Consider the following 23550-nt stretch of genomic DNA (forward strand, 5'->3'; position numbering starts at 1 on the left):
TGCCGCGCCCCGTAGTGCGTTGGCAGTAGCCGATGACGTCGATGTCGCTCCAGCCTGAGTCCTGCTGGGCCACGTAGTCCGGGTGACTGGCTCATCGCCTGCGGGACGCCGAACGGCTCCGACGTCATGCGTTGACTGCGTCGTAGGGGGTTCCTCTGACGGGATAACGTCTCCGCCCTGCCGCCCAAGGTCCCTCGGTAGCCCCCGAAGTCCTCGACGACCGCGTAACAACCCGTTTCAGAACGACCGAAGCCGGCGGTAGCAGATCAGGACGCAGGCCAGCTGGAGCAGTCCGAGGTGGAGGTCGGCGCGGCGTTCATACCGGGTGCGCAGCCGCTTGAACGCGTGCAGCCAGGCGAAGCTTCGTTCGACGATCCACCGCTGACGGCCCAGGCCCGAGCCGTGGGCGACGCCGCGGCGGGCGATCCGCGGAGTGATCCCGCGCTGTCGGAGCTGTCGACGGTAGATGTCGTGGTCGTAGCCGCGGTCGGCGAACAGCTCCCGCGGTCGGCGGCGAGGGCGGCCGCGTCGGCCCCGAATCGGCGGGACGGCGTCGACCAGCGGGATCAGCTGGGTGATGTCGTTGCGGTTGCCGCCGCTGAGTGTCACAGCCAGCGGGATGCCGCCGGCATCGCAGATCAGGTGGTGCTTGGAGCCGGGACGCCCGCGGTCGACCGGTGAGGGGCCGACGTGGTCCCCCCTTTGAGGGCTCGCACGTGGGAGCCGTCGACCGCGCACCGGTCCAGGTCCAGCTCACCGAGCGCGCGCAGTTGGGCCAGCAGCTGCTCGTGCAGCGCCGGCCAGACGCCGGCCTCGGTCCAGTCGCGCAGCCGCCGCCAGCAGGTCACCCCCGAGCAGCCGACCAGTGCGGTGGGCAGCTGGTTCCAGGTGATGCCGGTCTTGAGCACGAAGACGATGCCGGCGAGTGCGGCCCGGTCGTCGATCGGCCGGCGGCCCGGATACCGGTGGCGACGGGGCTTGGGCGGCGGCAGCAGCGGAGCGATCCGCTCCCACAGCCCGTCAGGCACGAGCTTCTCGATCACCCAGGCCAGCCTGCTCAGGACCGACCATGTCCTACGGCAGCCACGCCGAGGTCAAAGTGAAACGAACTTTTAGGGCGGACCATTCAATGGCGTAGGCGCCGCCGGAGTGATCGAGCATCTCGACCGCTCCGGTTGCCACTCCTCCGGCAGTCGATGACGGCCGGTCACCTCTGCAACTGTCCGCTCCGGTTTCGGAACTGGCAACAGGTCGGCCAGCGGCCCCTACGGTCGGTGGATGCCACGGACTGTGTTCGTCTGGATCTGCCGCGAGGAGTCCACGCTGGCGGCCCTACAGGGGCTGGTGAGGACGCTGGAGGACCACAACGGCCTCCGCTACGCGACCATCAAGATCCTCACGGTGAACGAGAGCCGAGGGATCGAGATACCGGCGGGGAGCCGTGGTCCCGATGGCCGGCCGCTCGGGCCTCACGTGTTCACCGTGGACAACTGCCCCGCAGGAGGAGTCCTCCTGCTGACCGACGAGGAGGAAGACTGACCCCGCCGCCTGGCCGGCAGGTCGGTCAGCCGGCCGAGGCCGATCAAAGGCCATCGACGCTCAGGCACTGGCCTCGGGTGGCTCAGATGGCCTGGACCACCCGCGCCACTCGATGAGCATGTCCCGGGCCTGTGCCAGCACGTCGGGCTTGTCCGGATCGATGAACACCCACAGGACGCCGTTGACCGTGATGGCTGCACACACGGCCCTGCCTCCCAAGGGCCGGGACCGCAACTCGACGGAGCCGCCGCACAGGGTCCGGTCGTCCGAGCCGGACGTCAGTCCGCGGGGGCCGGACAGGGCGGCGATGAGTTCCTCGAGGCAAGCCTCGTCCGCGAAGGAGGTCAAAAGAGTGTCTCCTGGGGAGCCGGCCGCCGGGGTCAGAGGCGAACGCGGAGTCAAGCAGACACTCACGGTACTGATGTGGGATTGTCTGCCACAAGGCAGCGCATAACGGGGTCGAGGACGCGGGAAAGCACCCGCACCTCCCGCGGCTGGGTCACTCCTCGCGGGAACGCTGGAGGTCCTCCGCGATGAGTTGCAGCAGCCGCGCCCGGAGCCGCGCCTTCTCCTCCTCCGGGACCTCCTCGTCCCCGAGAAACCGCGCTACCTCGAACCCCAGGTCCCGTTGCTCGTCGCCGCGTACCTGGTAGCCGGCCGCGACCTGCGCGGCCTTCATCAAGTCGGACTCGCTGATCGGAAGGACCGCGGCCAGCGCCCGCACGATGTCCGGAGGCACCTTGTGCCCCTTGGGCCAGGGCTGGTTGGGGTTGAGATGGCGCGCCACAGAGGCCCGACGGGTGTCGTCGAACCCCGCGCGGCGGATCAACTCCCGCACAGAGACGTTGTGTCCCTCGTCGCGGATGAGCTGGCGTCGCGCCTCGTCCACCGCTCGCTGAAAGGCGTCCATCAAGTGACGGATCGTAGTCCGATTACTCGCGCCGTCGCACACTCCACGGCTCCCAGCACCGCTTTTGTCTAGCCAACGCCTCCGCATCATCACGGATAGTCACAACGGCGTGCTTGAGTCCGGGCGGGTCCAACCGCTGACCGGAGCGCGCACTGGACGTCTGCGGTCCGCGTCAGCGTTCAGAGAACCGGGTCCGATGTCCCCATTAGTTGATCAGTGTCCTGATCAATGAGACAGTCGACCGGTGAGACGAATCCTCGACCGCCACACGGCCAGAGGACAGAACGAGCGGAATCACGATGGGTCGCTGCTGCCGAGCTGTCGTGCGGAAGCCGTCTCCACATGCGTGGCCCTCGGTTTCCGCGCTCACCCGGGTGGTCCATCTGACCGCGAGCCTGCATCCATGCGAGCCGTGACAGTGCGACGACTCGTCGTCCAGGTGCATTGGAGGAGATGTGTGGGTCCTGTGGATCGCGGGCGGTCTCCTCGTCTGGACCGTGGTCGCAGTACTCGTGTGTCTGGCGCTCGGCAAGGTGCTCGGGCGCGCCGGCGAGGCGGAGCCTCAGGGTCCTGCCGGCTGGCGACACGCGACCGAACTGCGGCCCCTCCGTGGCACAGGCCCGTGCGCCCGCCGACGTGTCCTCGACTCCCCGGGTTCGTCCGCCCTCGCGTCCTCCAGACTGCCGGCGGTGTCCGCCGCCGTACGGGCCGGCCCCGGCCGCGTCCTCCGGGCGGTGAGTGGGTCACACCTCCCGGCGGAGGTGCCACCCCAGACAGGTGACGAGACGGCGGATCCCTGCAGTGGCTTGGAACCGCAATGGCACGTGTGCGTGTCGCCGCCGCGATCGGTCGAGGGCTGATAGCAGCGTGTGGCGATGCGCTGCGATTCACGATAGGAGTGCCTCTTGCAGTGTCCTATTGCGGCCGGCTGTCTTAGCCCCTCCCCGCCCGATCAAGGGGAGGTGTCTGTAGGAGCTCAAGCAGCAGTTGGGGCGTGCCCGTCAGGAAGGGCCATGCGCGCCTGTGTCGATGTGGCGCTGACGGCCGGGTTCTCCCTGCTCGACAAAGTTCGTACCAGACGAGTCAGCTGTACGGGATGGACCTCAACCGACACGCTGGCCGAAACTCTCGACGCGGGAGTGACGACTGATGCTGGTGTTTCTACTCGCTGTGTTCACGCCTCTCGTTCTGTTGGCAGCGGGCTTCCTGCTTGGAGTGATCTGGTTGCGCGACGAGTACGCCCGGCTGACCGCGCTGCGCGAGGAGATCACGCAGAAGTCCGCGACCATGCAGCAGCTGGCGCATGACCGCGATGCCGACTCCGAGGCGCGCGGTGAGTCGCCGCCAACCGGTCGCCACCATCAGGCCGGCTGATGCACCGAGGGCTGGTGGAGCGGCTGGCCGGCTTCGTCCTGGTGGTCGTCGTATCGCGGGCGTGGCGGGCGCATTCGACCGGGCGGGGTCGGTGAGGGATCCCGGATGAGGGTCAACAGGAGTGGATGGACCGTCGGCACCGACCGCATGGCACCGCGGGACTGGTCCGGCGAGGTCGTCCAGATGCCCTCCGGTCGGCTGCATGCGGTCAGCGACCCCGGCTTGATCGCCGGCCGGGCCCTGTGTCTAGCCCCGGTGATCCTGCTGGACCCGCGCGACTGGCGCTGGCCCGACGACGGGGACCAGGAATGGCCGCTGTGCCGGATCTGCCTCGAACTGACCCACGTCGGACTCTGACCGCACCGAACCGTGCAGGACTCGACCGCATGAGCACGCAGCGGTTTGTGATCACCATGGCCATAGCAGCGCGGCAGCCGGACCGTTGACGCGGCGAAGCACCGGGAGCGGGTGAGGCCTGCAGTTGACGCACTTACGACCGGGGTGGCGGCGATCCCGCCGTCTCCGCGTTCAGGGCGCGCCCGCGCGACGGGACGCCATGAGAGGACCAGCCGTATGACGACGAACCGGTATCGGCGTCCCGACCGGGCCGCGGCAGTGCAGGCGGCCCTCCGCCGGCTCGAGATGGCCGAGCGGGGGCGGAAGCGGGAGGCGCGCGAGCAAGGCAGGGCGCTGTGGTGGCGTCTGCGCCGATGCACCCACGGTCGTCGGCGGGGCCAGTACGGGCCGACCACAACTCTGGGTGCCGACCGGGTCGAGAACTGGGCACCTCGCGGTCGCGGTGGTCGCGGGTTGACGGTCCACGAGGTCGGGTCGTTGCCGGCCAGGGCGGCGGCGTGACCCCGCGGACGTGCCGATGCGGTCACTCGCTCACGGCCCATCAGCACCTGCCCGGCGCCGAGGGGTGTGAGCGCTGCCCGTGCCCGACGTTCCGTCCGCCGCTGGTCGAAACCCGCCGGGACCGCGTGCTGCGCGCCTTGCTCGCGGCCGCGGTGCTCCTGGGGCTGGCCGCGGCGACGGCGCTGCTCGCGACGCGCGGAAGCGGTGAGGGTGCCTCGACGACGCCAGCCCCGTCCGCGTCCGAGGATCCCCCGGTCAACCGGGAGGACGCTCCGCCGGCGACCACCGGCCCGGGGAACGCGAGCACCCCAGCTGAGGGAGCGGCGAAGCCGGGGACCGTCCCGACCGGAACAGTCCAGCCGCAGGATGTCGACCAGGTGCCGGCGGCCACCGACCATGGCTCGCTGATGGCCGCCGAGGAACCCGCGGCCTCCTCGGCGGAAGAGCTGCGGGCCGGCCGATCCTGGGCCGGTGCGCCGGTGTCCGGGTCGTCATCTCCGGCTGAAGCGCAGGGCTCGGGCGCTGCGCCGGCCGCTCCATCGCCACCGTCGGCCGAGCCTTCCGGTTCGGATTCCGGCTCGGTGGGGCCTCCGTCGCCGTCGCCGACGGCTGCGTCGGTGCGGCAGCCGATTCCTGACCCGCTCACTCCAGCTCCCGCGCCGACATCCGCGCCGACACCGGAGCCGGTGCCGACAGCCGCGCCGGTGCCCGACGTGGCAGCGCATGCGCCGGATCCGGCCGCGCCGACGACGACACCCGACCCGGAGCCGGCCGGGCCGGATAGCGCCCACCACCGAACCGCCGACGACGACCGGACCGCCGCAGACGACGAGACCGAAGCCGAAGACGATAGCCGCCCCGGTGCCCGACCCCGAGCCGATGAGCACACCTCCGGTCACCGAGCCGGCTGAGACCACCAAGCCGGCTGAGACCACCGAGCCGGCCGCCAGGACCGCGGTGGAACCAGACCGCTCCCGGCACGCCGGGGCGAGGGTGAGCCCGACGCCCGACCTCGGACGAGTCGAGGGCTCGGCACCATTGATGTCAGCGACGGATTTCGACGAGCAGGACCCACACGGTCGCCAGCCCTGCCAGGAACGCCTCGATGGCCGCGGGTGCGACCCAGTACAGGCCGCCACCGACGCCCGCGATCAGGCTCGACCCGGCGAGCACCAGGAACAGCGCGATCGTCACACTGGGCAGGAGGCGGAACAGCCACCAGCTGTACCGCGGTTCCAAACTCCCTCGGCTCGCCGGCCGATTGACCGGCAGCAGGCAGGCGCCAGCCGCGATTCCGGCGGCCACCAGTTCGACGCCCAGCGCCGTCCTCGGCTGCCCTGGTATCAGCAGCAGCGTGCCGATCACCAACGGGACGACGAACAGGATCATCGTGCTCAGGCTGCGCGCGGTCAGGGCGTCGCTCGTCAAGATCCGCTCGATGTTGATCGACAGGGCGACGAACAGCAACCCGGTGAGTGCGGCCGAAGCACCCACCATGGACACCGAGAAGTCCGACCACGACGCGGTGAGGTAGCCACTCATGGCGATTTATCCTGCCGCCGGGGACCGCGGCTTTGATGCCGCACGGGACCGGCGCTCAGGTCTCGACATCGACGACCGGACACCGACGACCGGCCCGCAGGATGCGCCGTGTCGGACGATGGTCGTCCCCAGGACCTTCGTGGCAGGCGGCCGCACGGGCCGTGCTGGCCAGTCAGCTGTCGGAAGGCAGGAAAGACGATGGGCTTGTTCTTCACTGACCCGTTGTTCGAGGAGTTCGCGGTGTCGATCGGGCTGGGTCTCGGCGGACAGCTGGGTGAGGTCGCGGCGATCTGCGCACAGATCGAGGACGGCGACGACAACGCTTGGTACACCGGATGGTCGACAGCGGCGGACCGGCTGGCGGAGGAGGCCGACCACGCTGCTGCCCGAGGGCACCGCGTGGGCGCCCGGGAGACCTACCTGCGGGCCAACCTGTACTACGCGGTCAGCTATCACCCGCTCTTTGGCGCCCCGGTCGACCCGCGCCTGCTGACCGCCTTCCGCAAACAGTCCGAAGTCTTCGGCAAGGCCGCGGCCGCCGCCGACCCTCCCGGTGAGGCGCTGGAGATCCCCTTCGAGAACACCACCCTGCCGGCCTACTTCTTCCGCGCCGACAACAGCGCCGAATCCGGGCCGCTGCTGATCGCGACCAACGGCTACGACGCCACGCTGTTTGAGATGTACCTCGGTCAGGGGCTGCCCGCGCGGCAGCGGGGCTATCACTGCCTGCTGTTCGACGGGCCCGGACAGGGCCGGCTGCTGTACGAGGACGGCATCGTCATGCGCCCGGACTGGGAGAACGTGGTCGGCCCGGTCGTCGACGTGGCGCTGCAGCGGCCGGAGGTCGATCCACAGCGGATCGCCCTGATCGGGTGGAGCCTCGGCGGGTACCTGGCGTTGCGGGCCGCCGCCGGCGAGCACCGCCTCGCTGCCTGCATCGCCGATCCCGGTCTGTTCGACATCGCCGAGGCGATGCGAGCCCGCCTGCGAGCCATGGGGGTGCCCGAAGCCGTTCTCGAGCGGTTACCGGACCTCGATGAGGCCACCGTCGCCGGCATGACAGCGGACATGCAGCGCAACCGCATGCAGCGCTGGGCGATGGAACAACGCGGCTTCTGGGTCCACGGCGTTCACACCTTGCCCGACTATCTCCGCGTCGCCACCGAGTTCACCCTTGCCGGCCACCTGACCCGCATCCAGTGCCCAACCCTGGTTTGTGCCGTCCAGGACGATCCGCTGTCCAGCACGGCGACCGCCGTCTACGACGGACTGACCGCCTCCAAGACACTCCTGCAGTTCACCAGCGCCAACGGCGCCGGCGACCACTGCGAGATGCGCAACCGCGCCTTGTTCAACCTGCGGCCTTTGACTGGCTGGAGGAGAGCCTGTCCGCCAGCACGAGGCAGTCCCTCACTGCAGGACGGTGACTTGCCACTCGGAATAGCTCACTGAGGTTTTCGCACCAGGCTTCGCCGTCGGCGGACGGCCAGGGGAAGCATCGTTGTAGGTCAGGCCCCTCCGCCAGCGAGGTGTCAAAGGCCACCACGCCGGAAGCCTGCGTCAAGGGGCCGCGCCGAAGTCGCTGCCGACTCGCTGAAGCCCTGGCCAGGGACGCCCACCGCGCCCTTCAATTGGGTATGAATTCCTGGTGAGAAAACCTCAGCGTTGCAGGCAAGCCGACTTGATGTGCGCCCCTGGCCTTACGTCGTTACGTTCGTCCACACGGTGCCGATGTTCTCTTCACCGCCACCTTGGACTGTGTGAAGCAGGCAAGCGCTCAGCGAGGTCCCCGTGGCGGTGAACGAGAAGGTCTGGCTCACGTCAGTCTGGGCGCCCAGATGCACCGCCAGGGTGAATGGCCTGGACGTGCCCTCCTCCAGGAGAAAGAGCCCCTCATCCTGATTGATCTGATCCGCCGCATCCCGTGAGGTCACGGTCGCGGTGCCTGACACCTCAGCCCCTGGCTCGAACGTGGCGACGGTGAGCGTGTTGGGACAGACCGTAGTAACCACAGGCACCGTTCCCGCCGCCGCCGCAGGCGCAAGCAAGACCGCGGTCGCCGTGGTCATGGCGAATGCCGCGACCGCCGGAATTGCTACAAGACGCTTCCTCAAGACCATCGCCCCCGGCGCTGTAGCGGGTTGTCGCCCCATGGCCAGCCTTGATCCTTTCCTTCACTCGCGGCGGCACAACTCGCGGGCGGCAGGACGGGCACCGTCCTAGCACCGGCCCGGCACGGCTGTCCAGCCGGCCGTGCGCGGTCTGTGCGCCATCTCTGTGAGCTCGGCTGGTAGGACATAGAGATGTGCACCATGTCAGGTTGCCACCGGGACTCTCCCGGCGGCTGTAGTGGTGGATCGCCACCAAGTGGCCGCATCCGGCCACCCCGAGGGCGATGGCTCGGCCGATGCCTCGTGGGTCGTCGGTCAACAGCGCTAACCGGGTCGGCTCAATGAGCACTCATGATCCGCCGGCCTGAGGAGTAGCGGTCAGTGACATGAGCCGCCCATCACGGACCGGGATGAAGACCCGAGTATTCGACGCCTGACGAACGAGCTGAGCGCTGTGCTGACCTGCGTAGATGCACCTTGGGGCCGAGCGTACGAGGCGGAATCCGTAGCTGTTCACGGCTACGGTGAGGAACCTCGAGCTGGAGCTGCATGTCGTAGCCAAGCACGAGACCGGCAGGCACCACGGCGTCCTCGAGCTCACAACGAGCAGTCGTTCAGCAGGTCGGTGGCGCCGTTGCCGGCCGGGCGCGGGACGGTCGCGCTAGGGGGCGGCTCCCGGCCGTCCTGCACCCAGGCGGTGAGGGCGTCGAAGGCGGTCTGAAAGCAGGGCAGCATCGGGCGCAGGTGCTCAGGGTCCAGGTGCTCAGGGTCCAGGTGCATCAGGCTGTCAACGTGGTTGCACCGCGGTGGGCAGGTAGGTGAACAGATGGGGTCCGTCGGGGCGACCACATCGGCCAGGGTGTGCAGGCGGATCCCGTCCTCCACGGTGCAGCCGCGCTCGGCCAGCAGCGGGCGCACCTCCCCTATGGCACGAGTGATCGTCGAGCGGGACACCCCAAACCAGCAAGCCAGCACGTCGTGGGTGACCCCATGACGCAGGTGCACCAGGGTGGCCAGCAGCCGGTCGATGAACACCAACCGGTGCCGGGCACCGGCCCCGACCGCCCGCCGCCGCGGCCGATCGGCCAGCCGCGCGTCCTGGCGCGCCTGCCAGCGCGGGCCCAGCTCAGCGGCCAGCTCCGCCAGGACCTGCAGGGACAGTCCGGTCACCCGGCGATCGGCGACCGCAGCAGCTCGGGCCAAGCTCCTCGACACACCACGACCCTGCCCCGTCCTTCACGAGCAACCCGTCCCGCTAACCATGCACGAGGTCGTAAGACCTGTCCTAACCGTCACTTTGACCTGTCGAAGGCGCCGCGTGTCGTACTAGATTGCGCCGCCCCGGCCGGGCTCTCGGTTCAGTGGGCTGGGCGGTGTCCTCGGGGTGGCAGTGCGGGACGAGGCCTTCGGGTGACTATGTCGCGGTGACGCAGCGGGAGCGCATCCAACAGGAGGTCCTCCATCGCCGCACTCAGGTTGCGGTGCTGTCCGGTTTGGCGGCAGGCGAAGACGTCTACGGCCTGATGACGGCAGCGGCTCCCAGCCACGTCCCCGGCACCGGGAGAGGCACGTGCTGCGTGCCCCTCGCGACCTCGCCCACGACCTCGCCGAAGCTGGCGAGGAGGACGACCGGAGATGATCCACTCCCGCGCCGAGATCACCCGGCTGCGGGCCCATCCGGCCTGATCACCCGGCCGTGTCGCCCATCGACGACCGCACGCGGGCGCGCGTCGTCCACCCGCCAGCCACCTCCGCGGGCCAGCGGTGGTTGCAGTTCTGGTTGCAGTTGCGGTGAATCCGTGGCTGTTCGCTTCCGTCCGCTGCTGTCTCTAGAGGTCGCGAACCTGCCGCTCAGGGGGCCGTCATGGACGCGGCGGACGACCACGAACGCGATCATGACGGCCTGGCAGTGTGGGGGTCAGGGGTTCGAGTCCCCTCAGCTCCACCCCGTTGACCAGGCCGTTCTCCCTCCGGGAGAGCGGCCTTGGTCGTTTCTGGTGCCAGCGTGGTGGCCACTGGAGCGAATGCGGTGCCGGCTCAGTCCCACAGCGCGTTTCCCATGCGGTCAGCCGCGTCGCGGCCGAGGGCGGGCATCACGTGGCTGTAGGTGTCCGTCGTCGTTCGCATCTGTGCGTGGCCCAGACCGGCGGGACTCAGCTCGAGAGCCGGCTCGTCGGCGCGGCCAGGGCGCACAGCCGGCTCGACGCATGAAGGGGCCTTGCGGCGCCGGGGGTCAGCCGCCGGGGCGGAGGGTCACCAGCAGGGGGAGCTCTCCCTCCTGGACGTCCTCGTCGCGCTGGTTGAGGAGGGTGAAGCGCCGTCGCAGGATGCCCGCATCCCCCTTGCTGGTCAGCCTGGTGGCCAGGATCTCCACGCGGCAGCGCACCGTGTCCCCGAGCATCAGGGGCCGCTGGAACCGCCAGCCGTCGATGCCCAGCAACGCGATCGAGCAGGACTCGAACACCCCGAGCCGCGACGCCAGCCCCAGCGCGACGGACAGCCCGAGCAGTCCGTGGGCGATCCGTTCACCGAACCGTCCGTGCCGGGCGGCTTCCGCGTCGGTGTGCACGGGATTGGTGTCCCAGCTCCAGCCGGCGAAGGTGACGACGTCGGTCTCGGTGATGGTGCGCGCCTGGCTCAGGAACACCTGACCAGGCCGGAAGTCCTCGTAGTAGTGGGGCACCGCGTGGCTCCTCTCGTTCGCGCGCCGAGGCTGCCTCGTCGGCCTCGGACCGCGCTGGTGTCGGTCGGTCGAACAGGGCGGCCACCGCCAGGAGCCGGCCGTGCCGGCAGGCCGTGGCGACGACTCGCCCCGGGATGCCGTCGGCTAGCGGACGCGGATGAGCACCCTGCCCGCCGCTCGGCGCTGGTCGATCTCCCGGATCGCTGCTGCGGCCTGGTCCAGGGCGTACACCGAACCGATCGGTGGGTCGATCGCCCCGGACTGCATCAGCGGCACGAGGTCGCGCCACTGCCGGCCGGCGTATCCCGGCTCGGTCCGCCAGAACTCGGCCGAGGCCGCCCCCATCACCGTGGTGTTGGCCAGCAGCAGCCGATTGACCTTGACCGTGGGGATCTCTCGGCCGGTGAAGCCGAGGACGACCAGCCGGCCCTCCCGGGCCAGGGAGCGCAGTGAGTCGGTGAACCGGTCGCCGCCGACCGGGTCGACCACGACGTCCACGCCGCGGCCGTCGGTGACCCGGCGGACTTCGTCGCGGAAGCCGTCGACCGGCACGACCTCGTCCGCTCCGGCGGCCCCGGCGACCTCGCCCTTGTCCGGGGTGGACACCACCGCGATCACCCGCGCCCCGTAGGCCGCCGCCAGCTGGCACGCCGCGGTACCGACGCCGCCGGCCGCGCCGTGCACCAGAACGGTCTCACCGGTCTCCAGCCGCGCGCGGCGGGTGAGGGCGAAGTGCATGGTCAGGTAGTTCAGCGGCAGCGCCGCCCCCTTGTCGAACGGCACCTCGTCGGGCAGTGGGAAGACCATGTCCGCGTCGACGGCGACGGTCTGGGCGAAGCCGCCGATGACCGGCATCGCCGCCACCCGGTCACCGGCCCGGAAGCCGCCGGCGTCCTCGCGCACCACCCCCGCCACCTCCCACCCCGGGGTGAAGGGCAGCTCGGGACGCAGCTGGTACTCCCCGCGGGTCTGCAGCAAGTCCGGGAAGACGACGCCGGCGAACTCCACGTCGACCACCACCTGACCCGGCTGCGGCACGGGGTCGGGAACGTCGCGGACCTCGACGGCGTCCGGACCGGTCAGGGTGGTGATGAGTGCTGCGCGCACAGGTCTCTCCTCTGGAGTCGGGTCGCCAGGACCGCGGAGCGGCAGGGAGGCGGGCCGACCCGACCGGGGCCGCGGCTCGTCCCGAGCACGTACGTGGCGCAACTGTGGCAGGACGACCAGAGACTCGAGAAGCTGCTGGCGTAGTTCCGGCCCGTCAATCCTTCAGCTGCGGCGCGCCAGGCCCTCGGCATGCGCTGCAGCTTGTGACATCTGGTGTGCCGATCGATGTCGTCGCGCGGAGACACGGACCCGCCCCGAGGGCCCAGGGCGGGTCCTCGGGCTGCTCAGGAAGTGCCGGTTCACCATCCGTGGCGGCACGACCGGCCCGTCCCGCGTCCATGAGGTCATGCATCTTTTACTCATCCAATATTGTCGAAGGCGGCCCGGTGACGTCCCCGCTGGTGGTGTAAGTCCAGGTCACCGCTCGCGTGGAGGACCACGCGAAGGGGCCATCGTGTGATGGTCAGCGAGACCACGCCAATGGTTCTCGCGGAAGGACACAGCACACGATGGCCCTGGACCAGTCTGCCCTGCTCGAGGTGCTCGACGCACTCAAGGCAGCCGATGTCGACGACCGCATCCGGTCGGCGGCCACCACGATCTACCAGGCGTTGATCGAGGCCGAGCTGACCGCGGTGATCGGGGCGGCGCCGCACGAGCGCACCGAGGGTCGCACCGCCCAGCGCAACGGCTCCCGCCCCCGCACCCTGTCCACGACGGCCGGGGATCTGGAGCTGCGGATCCCCAAGCTGCGCGCCGGGTCGTTCTTCCCCTCGCTGCTGGAACGCCGGCGGCGGATCGACCAGGCGCTGTTCGCCGTGGTCATGGAGGCCTACCTGCACGGGGTGAGCACGCGGAAGGTCGATGACCTGGTGCGGGCGTTGGGCGCCGACACCGGCATTTCCAAGTCCGAGGTCTCCCGGATCTGCGCCGACCTCGATGCCGAGGTCAGCTCTTTTCAGGACCGTTCACTGGCCGAGCAGGCCTTCCCGTACGTGTTCCTCGACGCCACCTACTGCAAGGCACGGGTGAACCGGCGGGTGGTCTCCCAGGCCGTGGTCATCGCCACCGGCGTGGCCGCCGACGGCCACCGGGAGGTGCTCGGCTTCGCCGTCGGCGATTCGGAGGACGGCGCGTTCTGGACGGCGTTCCTGCGCTCGCTGAAGGCCCGCGGGCTGGCCGGCCCCCAGCTGGTCATCTCCGACGCGCACACCGGGCTCAAGGCCGCCATCGGCGCGGTGCTGCTCGGCGCCAGTTGGCAAAGGTGCCGGGTGCACTTCATGCGCAACGTGCTCGCCCGCGTCCCGCGCGGCAACAGCGAGATGGTCGCCGCGGCGATCCGCACCGTCTTCGCCCAGCCCGACGCCGAGCACGTGCGCTCCCAGCTCGACGTGATCGCCGGCATGCTGGGCCGCCAGTTCCCCCAGGTCGAGGCCATGCTGCACGAGGCTGCCGACGACCTGCTGGCCTTCACCGCCTTCCCGGTGGCGCACTGGAAGAAGATCTGGTCGACCAATCCGCTGGAACGGCTGAACAAGGAGATCAAGCGGCGCACCGACGTCGTCGGGGTCTTTCCCAACCCCGCCGCCCTGCTGCGCCTGGCCGGCGCGGTACTGGTCGAGGCGCACGACGAGTGGCAGGTCTCCGACCGCCGCTACCTCGCCGAGAGCTCCATGGCCCTGCTCGCCAGCCGCAGTGACTCGGCGGAGGAGGTGGCGCAGCCGGCCCTGATCGCGTCATAGTCACCACACCGCTGACCAACACGGTGAGGACTACATCCACCACTCAGCGGGACGTCACCCATGAGCCGTCGCCTTTCACTGACCGCTGTTCATATTACTTGGACTACGAACCTCGTTGAGGTCTGCTCATCCTCACCCTTGCGGGGTTCCTCTCGGTTGACAATCCGCCTGTGCCCCTGATCTTTTTGTTCCATGGCTACCAAGACTCAGGTTGTTCTGATCGATGACCTCACCGGTGACCCGGCCGACACGACCGTGAAGTTCGCTCTGGACAAGACCGAGTACGAGATCGACCTTTCGGATGAGAACGCAACGGAAATGCGGGACGGACTTTCTCGGTATGTCGACGCTGCGCGGAAGGTGACCGGCGGCGGACGCCGGAGCGCACCGGCGGCGAAGCCGACCTACTCCGGATACGACCCGGCCGCGGTGCGCGCTTGGGCGGCCGGGCAGGGCATCGAGGTCAACGCCCGCGGGCGCATCAAGGCAGACGTCGTAAACAAGTTCCGGGCCGCCGGCAACTGAGTCCACCGCGGCCGACCGGCGCGTGCCCGACGGACAGGCCGGGCCGTCGACGGGCTTCCGCCGTCCTCAGCTGTTCCTCGCGGGCCTCGAGCCCCCAGCGGTCATCGGTTGGCCAAGACGCAGTGGTCCTCGTCGGCTCTGTCAGCGCAGGATGCCGCCGGGGTGGCCCTTGGGCACCTGATGTCTCCCACCGGTAGGCGCCGCGACGAGGGCTCCACCATCGTGTTGTCGGGGTCACCGCGGCCTTCCCGGCCGCCCTACTCTTGTTCCCTCGCGCACACCTGGCGAGGTGGGGGATCAGATGACCTCGACCACGGAGAAGCCCAGCACCGCTGGAACGACCGCCCGGACCAATAGGGCGTTTCGACTGCGGCGCCGTCCGATCGGCCCGCCCACGGCAGGCGACCTGGAACTGGTCGAGGAGGAGTTGCCTGAGACCGGTGCCGGTCAGGCGCTGGTGAGGACCTGCTACCTGTCCGTCGATCCCACCACTCGGATCTGGATGAGCGACTACCGCGCCTACATGCCACCGGTGCCGCTCGGGCAGGTGATGCGGGGCGTCGGCGTCGGTCAGGTGATCGAGTCCGGCCGAGATGACCTACCCGCGGGCACGCTCGTGACCGGATGGCCTGGCTGGCAGGGCTACTGCCTGACCGACGAGACCGATCTCCTCCCGATGCAGTTCCCGTTCCTGCCGTTGCCCGATCCCCTGCCGGCGCCGATCTCGGCTTTCGCCGGCCCTCTGGGACACACCGGGCTGACCGCCTACCTGGGCATCGATATCGGACGCCCGCGCCCGGGGGAGACCGTCGTCGTGTCAGCCGCCGCCGGCGCCGTCGGATCGATCGCTGGGCAGCTGGCGAAGATTAACGGCGCTCGCGTGGTCGGCGTCGCCAGCGGGCAGTCCAAGTGCCGGCACGTCGTGGAGACGCTGGGGTTCGACGCCTGCATCGACCGCCTGGGGTCGGACTGGCGGCAGCAGCTCGACGAGGCGACCCCTGATGGCATCGACCTCGACTCCGAGAACGTCGGAGGCGAGATCATGGACCACGTGTTGATGCGGCTCAACGTGGGAGGCCGCATCGTGCTCTGCGGCATGATCTCCAGCTACAACAGCCTGGGCGGCGACATCCCCGGCCAGAAGGCGATCTCCCAGCTGCTCATGCAGCGGGCGAGTATGCAGGGCTTCCTCGTGCTCGACCACCTCGACCGCTTCGGCGAGGCGGGGGCACATCTGGCCGGCCTCCTGGCCACCGGCCGGCTGCGCTACGACGAGACCGTCGTCGAGGGACTGCACAGGGCCCCGGAGGCGCTGACGCGAATCCTTGAGGGCGCCAACGTGGGCAAGATGCTCGTCCACCTCGCCGACCCCGTGTAGATCGAAACTGGGGCAGCCTCACGCCCGCGTGAGGAGCTCGTCACCGCCAGCTTTCGCCCCGTCGCACACGCTGAGCACAACCTCGACCGAGTGTCGAGACCTCCACTTGTCGGCTGCAGAGCCTTGCGCGGGTGTGCCGCGGAGGGCTGTCCCCAAGCCACCCTTCGGCCGCATAGCGGGGCCTTATGGCAGGTAATGCGCAGGAGGGGAGGCGCCCAGTTGTGCAGCGGGCCGCTGCACAACTGCCACCTGTGTCCAGCAACTGGACGTCATCTGCCATCTCCCGCCATACGGCGACGGTGCGCGGCGCTGCGGTGACTGACACTCGTGTTGCCGTCCTCACCTGCGCGCGGCCACGTCCGGCAAGGCGAGTAGACAATCCCGGGTCCCGGGCGGGGATGGATTACCGCGGCGGACTCGGGTCGTCTTCCGCGGCCTCGTCTCCGAGCGAGGGAGGGTCGGTCACGGCGACCCGAGTCATGTACCGCGTGATGAGGTGGTTCGGGCCGAGCGCCCGGCGGCAGCGTCGCAGGGTGTCCTCGGCCAGGGCGCGGGCCGCCTCGACCTCACCCAGCCCGGTCAGGGCGCCGGCCGCACCGAGAGTGATCGGGTGGTCGGGGCTGAGCACCTGGCGGCCGCGCTGCAGGGTGTCCTGGCCCAGCGCGCGGGCTTCCTCCACCTCGCCTAGCAGGAGCTGGGCGAGGGTCAGGCCGGTCGCCGCCCACAGGGTGGCCGGGATGTCGGGGCCGAGCGCCCGGCGGCAGCGCCGCAGGGTGTCTTCGCTCAGCGCGCGGGCCTGCTCGGCATCACCCAGCAGGAGCAGGGCGCCGGTCAGGCCGGTCGCCGCCAACAGGGGGGCGAGGTGGTCCGGGCCGAACGCCCGGCGGCCGCGCAGCAGGGTGTCCTCGGCCAGGTCGCGGGCCGGCTCCACCTCGCCCAGCAAGAGCAGGGCGACGATCAGGACGGTCTCCCCTATCAGGACGGTGGCGTGGTCCGGGCCGAGCACCCGGCGGCACCGCTGCAGGGTGTCCTGGCCCAGCGCGCGGGCCTGCTCGGCCTCACCCTGTTGAACCAAAATGAAGGCGAGGGCGGTCGCCGCCGTCAGGGTCCTGGCATGGTCCGGGCCGAAGACCCGGCGGCAGCGCGGCAGAGTGTCCTCGCCCAGGACGCGGGCCGATTCGATCTCGCGGCTCCAGGCCAGGGCGTGCATCAGGGCGCCGGCTGTTGTCAGGGTGGTGGGGTGGTCCGGGCCGAGCACGCGGCGGCAGCGCGGCAGGGTGTCCTCGCTCAGGGCGCGGACACCCTGCGTCTCGCCCACCAGGAGCAGGGCGAGGGCGAGCATGCTGGCGGCGGCCAGCGTGTCGGGGTGGTCGTGGCCGAGGAGGGACCGCCAGCGGTCGAGCAGTGGTTCGCACACGGCCCGGCTGCCGTGGCTGTCCCCTCTCGCCTGCAGATAGCGGGTGGTGCCCAGGACGAGTTGCCGGGTGGCGGTGGAGCGGTCGCACAGCGGGGCGGTGGCGAGCACGTGCGGAGCGAGCCGGGCGTAGGCGGCCCAGCCGGCCGGATCCTCTGGGTGGCTGGGAGCTGTGGCGGCCAGCAGCGCCACCACCTGCTCGGCGGTGGCCTGCTGCCGATCGGGGGGCAGCCGGTGGCGGATCACCGCCTGTACGAGCCGGTGCAGCTGGAAGGCGTCGGAGGAGCGGCGGGCCAGGGAGTAGCCGATCAGCGCGCCGACGGTGTCGGCCAGGGCGTCGGGATCGGCGGCGGTGCCGCGCAGCGGCTCGTCGAGCAGCTCGGGGTGTCCGCCGAAGAGGGACAGGGGGATGGGTTCGGGGGCGAGGAAGGCGGCCAGCTCCAAAAGCCGCACCGCGCCCGGGTCCTGGTCGCGGAGTCGCTCCAGCGACAGCGCCCAGGCGGTGTGGATCCGCCCGGAGTAACTGACCACCTCGCCGCGCGCGAGCAGGGTCGCTCGATGTTCGCGGAAGCGGCGCAGATAGTCGACCGGCGGCAGGTCGGTCTGCTCCAGATAACCGGCGGCCTGCGCCGCGGCCAGCGGCAGGTCGCCGAGTTCGGCGGCCAGCTTGTCGGCCAGCTCCTCCTCCAGCGCCGGGATGCGGGCCCGCAGCAGTGCGATCGTCTCGGCTCGGGCGAGCACGTCGACCTCCAGCCGCCCACCAAGGGCGCCCCAGCCGGGGGAGCGGGAGGTGATCAGCACGTGCCCCGCCCCAGCAGGCCGATAGCCGGCGATGTCGTCCGGCCGCTCGGCGTTGTCGAAGGTCAGCAACCACCGGTCCCGGACGCGCAGCTCGGCCAACAGTCGTTCGACCGTGTCGGTCACCGTGGGACCGGGCGGCACGTCGAGCCGGGCGGCGAGCCCGGCGAGCTGGTCGGGGATCAGCACGGGTTGTTCGGCGTCGATCCACCACACCAGGTCGTAGTCGGCGGCGAAGCGGTGCGCGTACTCGAGCGCCAGCTGGGTCTTGCCCACCCCGCCCAGCCCGTAGAGAGCCTGCACCATCAGCGTGGCCTCACCCGAGTGCAGGCGCCGCCGCAGCGCGGTGAGCATGCCGTCCCGGCCGGTGAACCGCGGATTGCGCGGCGGCACCTTCCACACCGCCGGCAGCGCGCCGGCGAACCCCGGCTTGTCCGTCGGCGCCGGTCCGGCTCTCGGGAACGGCGGCGCCGCGGTGGGCCGACCACCGGTCAGCCGGGCCCGCAGACGGGCCGCCGCTGCGGGCTCGTCCAACCCCGTCAGGTCGACATGGATCAGCGGCGCGTACAGCGCCGGCAGAGTCACCGGCTCGATCAGCACCGGCACGATCCGCCCCTGCGCCGCCGCGGACTGCGCGAACGCCGCACGCAGCTCGGCACCGCTGAACGTGGAGGCGAAGTAGGCCTCGCTGCACACCGCCAGCAGCCGATCGGCGCGCTCCAGGGCAGCGGACATGCGGGCCACGAAGTCCTCGCCCGGCGCCCAGTCCCACACGGCCAACTCGACGCTGTACCTGGCCTCCTGCAGCTGCCAGGCCAGCCACTCCGCCCACCCGGTGTCCCGCCCCGCGTGGCTGACGAAGAAGTCAGTTCCCCGACCGCTCACGCAACAGTGCTACACCCATGACCGGCCGTACGCGATACCCGGTGCCGTCGGTGGGGAGCCGCCTGATCGGTCGGGCGGTGCACCGGCGCCTCAAGCGCGGCCGAGTGAACCGGGCGGGCCGATGCGCTCTGCACCGCCCACATGCTGCGACTGGCCCGTGCGTCCGCGACCGCGCGGCGCAACCGCCTCAACTGATCTGCATGCCAGCTGATCCGGGGCGCCCTCGTCGGGCCTACTCTTGGCCCATCGCACGGCCAGTGGCCGGCCTGACCCGTTCGGTTGACGGCGGCGGCTCGGACGAGGTAGCCATCCCACGGTCTCGTGATCTGGCCGACGCCAAGCACGTCGTCGGGTCCTCAGCGGATGACCGCTGCCCGCCGCCGTCAGAAGTCGCCGAGCCCCAGGGCGCGAGCCTCGGCGGCGGCACGGGCGGACGCCTGCGCGCGCGCGTGTAGCGCAGCAGCATGTCCGGCCGCGTCCAGCCGGCCACCGCCATGAGACCGCCCTCGATGCCGCCCGCGGCGAGCCAGCGGTGTGCCGCGGTGTGCCGCAGCCGGTGCGGCCGGAACCCCTCGATCCCGGCCGCGCGGGCCCGCTCGCCGAGCGTCTTGTGCAGTGCGTCGTAGGAGAACGCCTTGCCGCGGTCGCCGAGCCACAGCGCCAGGGTGCCGGCCAGCCGGTGGCTGCGGCGGGCACGGAGGTAGCGGTCCAGCGCCCGGGAGGTCTGCGGGCCGAAGGGGACCACCCGGCCCCGACCACCCTTGCCGCGGCGCACGGTGGCCGTGCCGTTGGACAGGTCGACGTCCTCGGTGCCGAGCGCGACGACCTCTCCGGCCCGGGCACCGGTCTCGATCATCAGCCGCACGAGCGCCTCGTTCCGGCGGTCGCGCAGCTCCCTGCCCGCGCAGGCAGCGACGAGTGCCTTGATCTGCTCGGCGGTCAGCGGCTCGACGACCTTCGCGTCCAGCTTGGGCGCTCGGAGTCCGAGCAGGGGGTCGGCGTCGGCCTCGCCCTCCTCGACCAGCCAGGCCGAGAACCGGCGCAGCGCCAGCTGGCGGGCGCGGGCGGTGGCGGGTTCGGCGCCGCCCTCGAGCAGCTCGGCGGTGAACGCATTCACACTGGCCCGGTCGAGCACCGCGGGGCGGCCCTCGCCGTCGGCCCAGGCGAGGAAGCGGCGCACCCCGTCGCCGTAGGACTTCACCGTCTCGGGGCTCTTGCGCTCGGCGCGCAAGTGCAGCTCGCAGGACGGCAGCAGGCCGGCGAGGTCGACGGTCACGTCGCGCACCCTAGCCCGATATCTGGACTGGGAGCGCTGTGCATGCCCTCCCACGGCTGGCCTGAGCGCCAACCCACCCCCTGACCTGGGCAAACAGGTCAGGGGGTGGGTTGGCGCTCAGTCCAAGTAGTCGCGCAGCACCTGGGAGCGGCTCGGGTGGCGCAGCTTCGACATCGTCTTGCTCTCGATCTGCCGGATCCGCTCGCGGGTCACCCCGTAGACCTGGCCGATCTCGTCGAGCGTGCGCGGCTGGCCGTCGGTGAGCCCGAAGCGCAGCCGGACGACGCCGGCCTCCCGCTCCGACAGCGTCTGCAGGACGCTGGTCAGCTGGTCCTGCATGAGCGTGAAGCTCACCGCGTCGACGGCGACGACCGCCTCGGAGTCCTCGATGAAGTCGCCGAGCTGGCTGTCGCCCTCGTCACCGATGGTCTGGTCGAGGCTGATCGGCTCCCGGGCGTACTGCTGGATCTCCAGCACCTTGTCCGGGGTGATGTCCATCTCCTTGGCGAGCTCCTCCGGGGTGGGCTCGCGCCCGAGGTCCTGGAGCAGCTCGCGCTGGATGCGGCCGAGCTTGTTGATGACCTCGACCATGTGCACGGGGATGCGGATGGTGCGGGCCTGGTCGGCCATGGCGCGGGTGATCGCCTGCCGGATCCACCAGGTGGCGTACGTGGAGAACTTGTAGCCCTTGGTGTAGTCGAACTTCTCGACCGCGCGGATCAGGCCGAGGTTGCCCTCCTGGATGAGGTCCAGGAACGCCATGCCGCGGCCGGTGTAGCGCTTGGCGAGGGAGACCACGAGGCGGAGGTTAGCCTCCAGCAGGTGGTTCTTGGCGCGCTCGCCGTCGCGGACGATCCAGTTGAGGTCGCGGCGCATCTGCGGGGAGAGCTTCTGGCCCTCCTCCTCGGCCTGGCGCAGCCGCTCGGCGCCGTAGAGGCCGGCCTCGATGCGCTTGGCGAGGTCGACCTCCTCCTCCGCGTTGAGCAGCGCGACCTTGCCGATCTGCTTGAGGTAGGCGCGGACCGAGTCGGCCGAGGCGGTGAGCTCGGCGTCCTTGCGGGCCTGACGGAGGGCCTCGGACTCCTCCTCGTCGTCCCACTCGAAGTCGCCGCCCTCGGCGGCCTCCTCGGGTGCGGCGGCCACTTCGGAGTCGGTCGGGGCCTCGGCGACCCCGTCAGGGGTGGCGACGACCGTCTCGTCGAGCTTCAGGCCCTCGCCGCCGGCGTCGACCACTGCGACCGTGGAGGTCTCGGAGGCCACGGCGGTGAGCACGGCCCCCTCGCCGCCGCCCGGTGACGGCGTGATGGCGGGCTTGCGGGCGCCCTTGGCGGCGGTGGGCTTCGCCGCGCTCTTGGCCGTCCGCTTGCGAGCGGGGGCCTTGGCCGGTGCTGGCTGGTCGGCGGGCACTCAGGTTCCTTCCCGTGCTGGGTGCGTTCCCCGGGGGGCCGTCTGGTCCCCGGGCAGCGGCCTCGGCCGGCGTCCGGAGCGGGAGAGGACCCGTCGGGCGGCCCGGGTTTGACCGGTGCGCAGGCGGGGGATGCCTCTCGGCTGGGGAGCGACGGGGGCGGGGCTCTTCCATTGTAACGGCGTGTTCCGGTCGGTCCACCGCTCCACGGGAGGCGGCGCCCCCCGACCTAGGGGAGCGCACCAGGTCCAGGGGCGTTTCTCACCCTCCGTGACGGTCCGGCGGCGGGGTGCCGACGGTCACTGACCGATGCGCTCCTCGGCCGCCAGCGCCGCGCCGACGATGCCGGCGTCGTTGAGCAGCTCCGCCGGGACGACGGGGGTGCGGGTCGACAGCAGCGGCACCCACTTGTGTGCCTTCTTGCTCACCCCGCCGCCGACGATGATCAGGTCGGGCCAGACGGCCGCCTCGAGGACGTCGAGGTAGCGGTCCACCCGTTTGGCCCACTGCGGGTAGCTGAGGTCCTCGCGGTCCTTCGCAGCGGCCGACGCCTTCCCCTCGCCGTCGTGTCCGTCGACCTGGATGTGCCCGAACTCGGTGTTGGGCACCAGGACGCCGTCGGTGAACAGGGCGCTGCCGATGCCGGTGCCGAAGGTGAGCATCAGGACGACGCCGCGCTTGTCCCGGCCCGCGCCGTAGCGCATCTCGGCGAACCCAGCGGCGTCGGCGTCGTTGAGCGTCTGCACGGTGCCGGGGATCCGGGAGGCCAGCCCCTCGGCCAGGTGGGTGCCCAGCCAGCTCTTGTCGACGTTGGCGGCGGTGTGCACCACCCCGCTCTTAAGCACCCCGGGGAAGGTGACGCCGATGCGGCCCTCCCACCCGAAGTGCTCGACGATCCGCCCCACGACGTCGTACACGGGATCGGGCAGCGAGGGCTGCGGCGTCTCGATGCGCAGCCGTTCCCCCTGCAGTTCCCCCTTGTCGAGGTCGACCAGGCACCCCTTGATGCCGCTGCCACCGATGTCCACGCCGAACCCGAGCACGCGGTCAGGGTAGTGATCGCCGCGGTCGGCGCCAGCCCCCTCGTGCAGGATCGGCCCATGACCACCGCGCCGGAGCCCGCCGCCCTGCTCGACCTCGCCGTCTCGACCGCGCGGGAGGCCGCCGACCTGGTCGCACGTGGGCGCGCCTCGGCCGGTGAGCAGGTCGACGTGAAGTCCAGCCCGGTCGACATGGTCACCGCGGTGGACCGCGCGTGCGAGGAGCTGGTCACGAGCCGGCTGCTCGGCGCCCGCCCGGAGGACGGGCTGCTGGGGGAGGAGGGCGGCGAGCGCACCGGCACCAGCCGGGTGCGCTGGGTCGTCGACCCCATCGACGGCACCACCAACTTCGTCTACGGCCTGCCCGCGTACGCGGTCTCCATCGCCGCCGAGGTCGACGGGCAGGTGGTGGCCGGCGTGGTGCTCAATGCGGCCACCGGCGAGCTGTTCTCGGCGACCGCCGGCGGTGGCGCGCACCTCACCGTTCCGGGTGCCGGCCCGGTGCGGCTGACCGGCAGCCGGCCGGCCTCACTGGACCGGGCGCTCATCGCGACCGGTTTCGGCTACCGCGCCGAGCAGCGCCGCGCCCAGGCCGCGGTGGTCGCCGGGCTGCTGCCGGAGGTCCGCGACATCCGGCGGCACGGCTCGGCCGCCCTCGACCTGTGCACCGTGGCCGCCGGCCGGGTCGACGCCTACTACGAGATGCACCTCAACCGCTGGGACTTCGCCGCGGGTGCGCTCGTCGCGGCCGAGGCCGGCGTGGTCGTCACCGGCCTGGTGGGGCAGCCGTTCGCCGAGCCCCTGGGGATCGCCGTGGCGCCGTCGGTGGCCGACGAGTTCCTCGCCCTGCTCACCCGGCTGCACCGCGTCGCAACATGATGGAACGGCCCTGGTGACGGGCTGGAACGGCCACCCTTCAGGGCCCCGCGTCGAGCTTGCGAGACGTGGGGGGAAGGGTGGTCC

At 70.8% G+C, this 23550-nt stretch carries 21 protein-coding genes; 9 read left to right on the forward strand and 12 right to left on the reverse strand.

The window, feature by feature from the left end; translation table 11 throughout:
• Positions 1-237 precede the first annotated feature (237 nt).
• Positions 238-1043, reverse strand: a protein-coding gene (locus GOBS_RS26160; RefSeq protein ID WP_085949918.1) for an IS5 family transposase whose coding sequence is annotated in 2 segments (ribosomal slippage) — positions 238-704 and positions 704-1043 — 807 coding nt in all. Because the reading frame shifts where the segments join, the coding sequence is not laid out codon by codon here.
• Between the two features lie 235 nt (positions 1044-1278).
• Between GOBS_RS26160 and GOBS_RS09070 the strand changes: the two genes are divergently transcribed.
• On the forward strand, positions 1279-1539 hold the full coding sequence (locus tag GOBS_RS09070) for a hypothetical protein (RefSeq protein WP_012947989.1): 261 nt from the start codon (positions 1279-1281) through the stop codon (positions 1537-1539).
• Between the two features lie 60 nt (positions 1540-1599).
• On the opposite strand, the gene GOBS_RS27280 is transcribed toward GOBS_RS09070, so the two are convergent.
• Positions 1600-1743, reverse strand: a complete 144-nt coding sequence (locus GOBS_RS27280) for a hypothetical protein (RefSeq protein ID WP_166487342.1) — start codon at positions 1741-1743, stop codon at positions 1600-1602.
• A gap of 295 nt (positions 1744-2038) precedes the next feature.
• Positions 2039-2449: a hypothetical protein gene (locus GOBS_RS09080; RefSeq protein ID WP_041241417.1), complete on the reverse strand. Its 411-nt coding sequence runs from the start codon at positions 2447-2449 to the stop codon at positions 2039-2041.
• 1149 nt (positions 2450-3598) lie between these two features.
• Between GOBS_RS09080 and GOBS_RS09085 the strand changes: the two genes are divergently transcribed.
• The 3 genes from GOBS_RS09085 to GOBS_RS27285 all read left to right on the forward strand — a co-directional run bounded on the left by GOBS_RS09085 (position 3599) and on the right by GOBS_RS27285 (position 5592).
• Complete coding sequence (locus GOBS_RS09085; RefSeq protein ID WP_012947993.1) at positions 3599-3823, forward strand: hypothetical protein; 225 nt, start codon at positions 3599-3601, stop codon at positions 3821-3823.
• 105 nt (positions 3824-3928) lie between these two features.
• Positions 3929-4180 (forward strand): hypothetical protein, encoded by a 252-nt coding sequence (locus tag GOBS_RS09090; RefSeq protein ID WP_012947995.1) that lies wholly within the window; start codon positions 3929-3931, stop codon positions 4178-4180.
• A 626-nt stretch (positions 4181-4806) separates the two neighbouring features.
• Complete coding sequence (locus GOBS_RS27285; protein ID WP_166487343.1) at positions 4807-5592, forward strand: hypothetical protein; 786 nt, start codon at positions 4807-4809, stop codon at positions 5590-5592.
• 133 nt (positions 5593-5725) lie between these two features.
• Here GOBS_RS27285 and GOBS_RS09100 read toward each other — a convergent pair whose 3' ends face one another.
• Positions 5726-6223, reverse strand: coding sequence for a hypothetical protein (locus GOBS_RS09100; protein ID WP_012947997.1), 498 nt, complete (start codon positions 6221-6223; stop codon positions 5726-5728).
• A 198-nt stretch (positions 6224-6421) separates the two neighbouring features.
• Here GOBS_RS09100 and GOBS_RS09105 point away from each other — a divergent pair, with 198 nt between their 5' ends.
• A complete protein-coding gene (locus tag GOBS_RS09105) occupies positions 6422-7675 on the forward strand; it encodes an alpha/beta hydrolase family protein (protein ID WP_012947998.1) in 1254 nt (417 codons plus the stop codon).
• Positions 7676-7923: 248 nt separating this feature from the next.
• Here the strand turns inward: GOBS_RS09105 and GOBS_RS09110 are convergent, their stop codons facing one another.
• The 4 genes from GOBS_RS09110 to GOBS_RS09125 form a co-directional block, all read right to left on the reverse strand.
• The gene (locus GOBS_RS09110; RefSeq protein ID WP_041241420.1) at positions 7924-8343 is read right to left on the reverse strand and encodes a hypothetical protein; all 420 of its coding nucleotides are present in this window, start codon (positions 8341-8343) and stop codon (positions 7924-7926) included.
• 588 nt (positions 8344-8931) lie between these two features.
• Positions 8932-9504, reverse strand: a complete 573-nt coding sequence (locus GOBS_RS28725; RefSeq protein ID WP_243697682.1) for a helix-turn-helix domain-containing protein — start codon at positions 9502-9504, stop codon at positions 8932-8934.
• A 1063-nt stretch (positions 9505-10567) separates the two neighbouring features.
• The gene (locus GOBS_RS09120) at positions 10568-11017 is read right to left on the reverse strand and encodes a MaoC/PaaZ C-terminal domain-containing protein (protein ID WP_012948000.1); all 450 of its coding nucleotides are present in this window, start codon (positions 11015-11017) and stop codon (positions 10568-10570) included.
• A gap of 144 nt (positions 11018-11161) precedes the next feature.
• A complete protein-coding gene (locus GOBS_RS09125) occupies positions 11162-12124 on the reverse strand; it encodes an NADPH:quinone oxidoreductase family protein (protein ID WP_012948001.1) in 963 nt (320 codons plus the stop codon).
• Positions 12125-12633: 509 nt separating this feature from the next.
• Between GOBS_RS09125 and GOBS_RS09130 the strand changes: the two genes are divergently transcribed.
• The 3 genes from GOBS_RS09130 to GOBS_RS09140 all read left to right on the forward strand — a co-directional run bounded on the left by GOBS_RS09130 (position 12634) and on the right by GOBS_RS09140 (position 15769).
• Positions 12634-13866 carry an IS256 family transposase gene (locus GOBS_RS09130; RefSeq protein WP_012946610.1) on the forward strand — a complete coding sequence of 411 codons (1233 nt, stop codon included), beginning with the start codon at positions 12634-12636 and terminating at the stop codon, positions 13864-13866.
• A gap of 192 nt (positions 13867-14058) precedes the next feature.
• Positions 14059-14391, forward strand: a complete 333-nt coding sequence (locus GOBS_RS09135; RefSeq protein ID WP_012948002.1) for a histone-like nucleoid-structuring protein Lsr2 — start codon at positions 14059-14061, stop codon at positions 14389-14391.
• A gap of 301 nt (positions 14392-14692) precedes the next feature.
• Positions 14693-15769: an NADP-dependent oxidoreductase gene (locus GOBS_RS09140; protein WP_012948003.1), complete on the forward strand. Its 1077-nt coding sequence runs from the start codon at positions 14693-14695 to the stop codon at positions 15767-15769.
• Between the two features lie 403 nt (positions 15770-16172).
• Here GOBS_RS09140 and fxsT read toward each other — a convergent pair whose 3' ends face one another.
• The 4 genes from fxsT to ppgK all read right to left on the reverse strand — a co-directional run bounded on the left by fxsT (position 16173) and on the right by ppgK (position 22590).
• Positions 16173-18866, reverse strand: coding sequence for an FxSxx-COOH system tetratricopeptide repeat protein (gene fxsT / locus GOBS_RS09145; protein WP_012948004.1), 2694 nt, complete (start codon positions 18864-18866; stop codon positions 16173-16175).
• A 232-nt stretch (positions 18867-19098) separates the two neighbouring features.
• The gene (locus GOBS_RS09150) at positions 19099-20142 is read right to left on the reverse strand and encodes a tyrosine-type recombinase/integrase (RefSeq protein ID WP_012948005.1); all 1044 of its coding nucleotides are present in this window, start codon (positions 20140-20142) and stop codon (positions 19099-19101) included.
• A gap of 117 nt (positions 20143-20259) precedes the next feature.
• Complete coding sequence (locus GOBS_RS09155) at positions 20260-21549, reverse strand: RNA polymerase sigma factor (protein WP_012948006.1); 1290 nt, start codon at positions 21547-21549, stop codon at positions 20260-20262.
• Between the two features lie 297 nt (positions 21550-21846).
• Positions 21847-22590 carry a polyphosphate--glucose phosphotransferase gene (ppgK, locus tag GOBS_RS09160; RefSeq protein WP_012948007.1) on the reverse strand — a complete coding sequence of 248 codons (744 nt, stop codon included), beginning with the start codon at positions 22588-22590 and terminating at the stop codon, positions 21847-21849.
• 57 nt (positions 22591-22647) lie between these two features.
• On the opposite strand from ppgK, the gene GOBS_RS09165 reads away from it, so the two are divergent.
• Positions 22648-23466, forward strand: coding sequence for an inositol monophosphatase family protein (locus GOBS_RS09165; RefSeq protein WP_012948008.1), 819 nt, complete (start codon positions 22648-22650; stop codon positions 23464-23466).
• Positions 23467-23550 lie beyond the last annotated feature (84 nt).

The organism is Geodermatophilus obscurus DSM 43160, from assembly GCF_000025345.1.
Lineage (GTDB): Bacteria > Actinomycetota > Actinomycetes > Mycobacteriales > Geodermatophilaceae > Geodermatophilus > Geodermatophilus obscurus.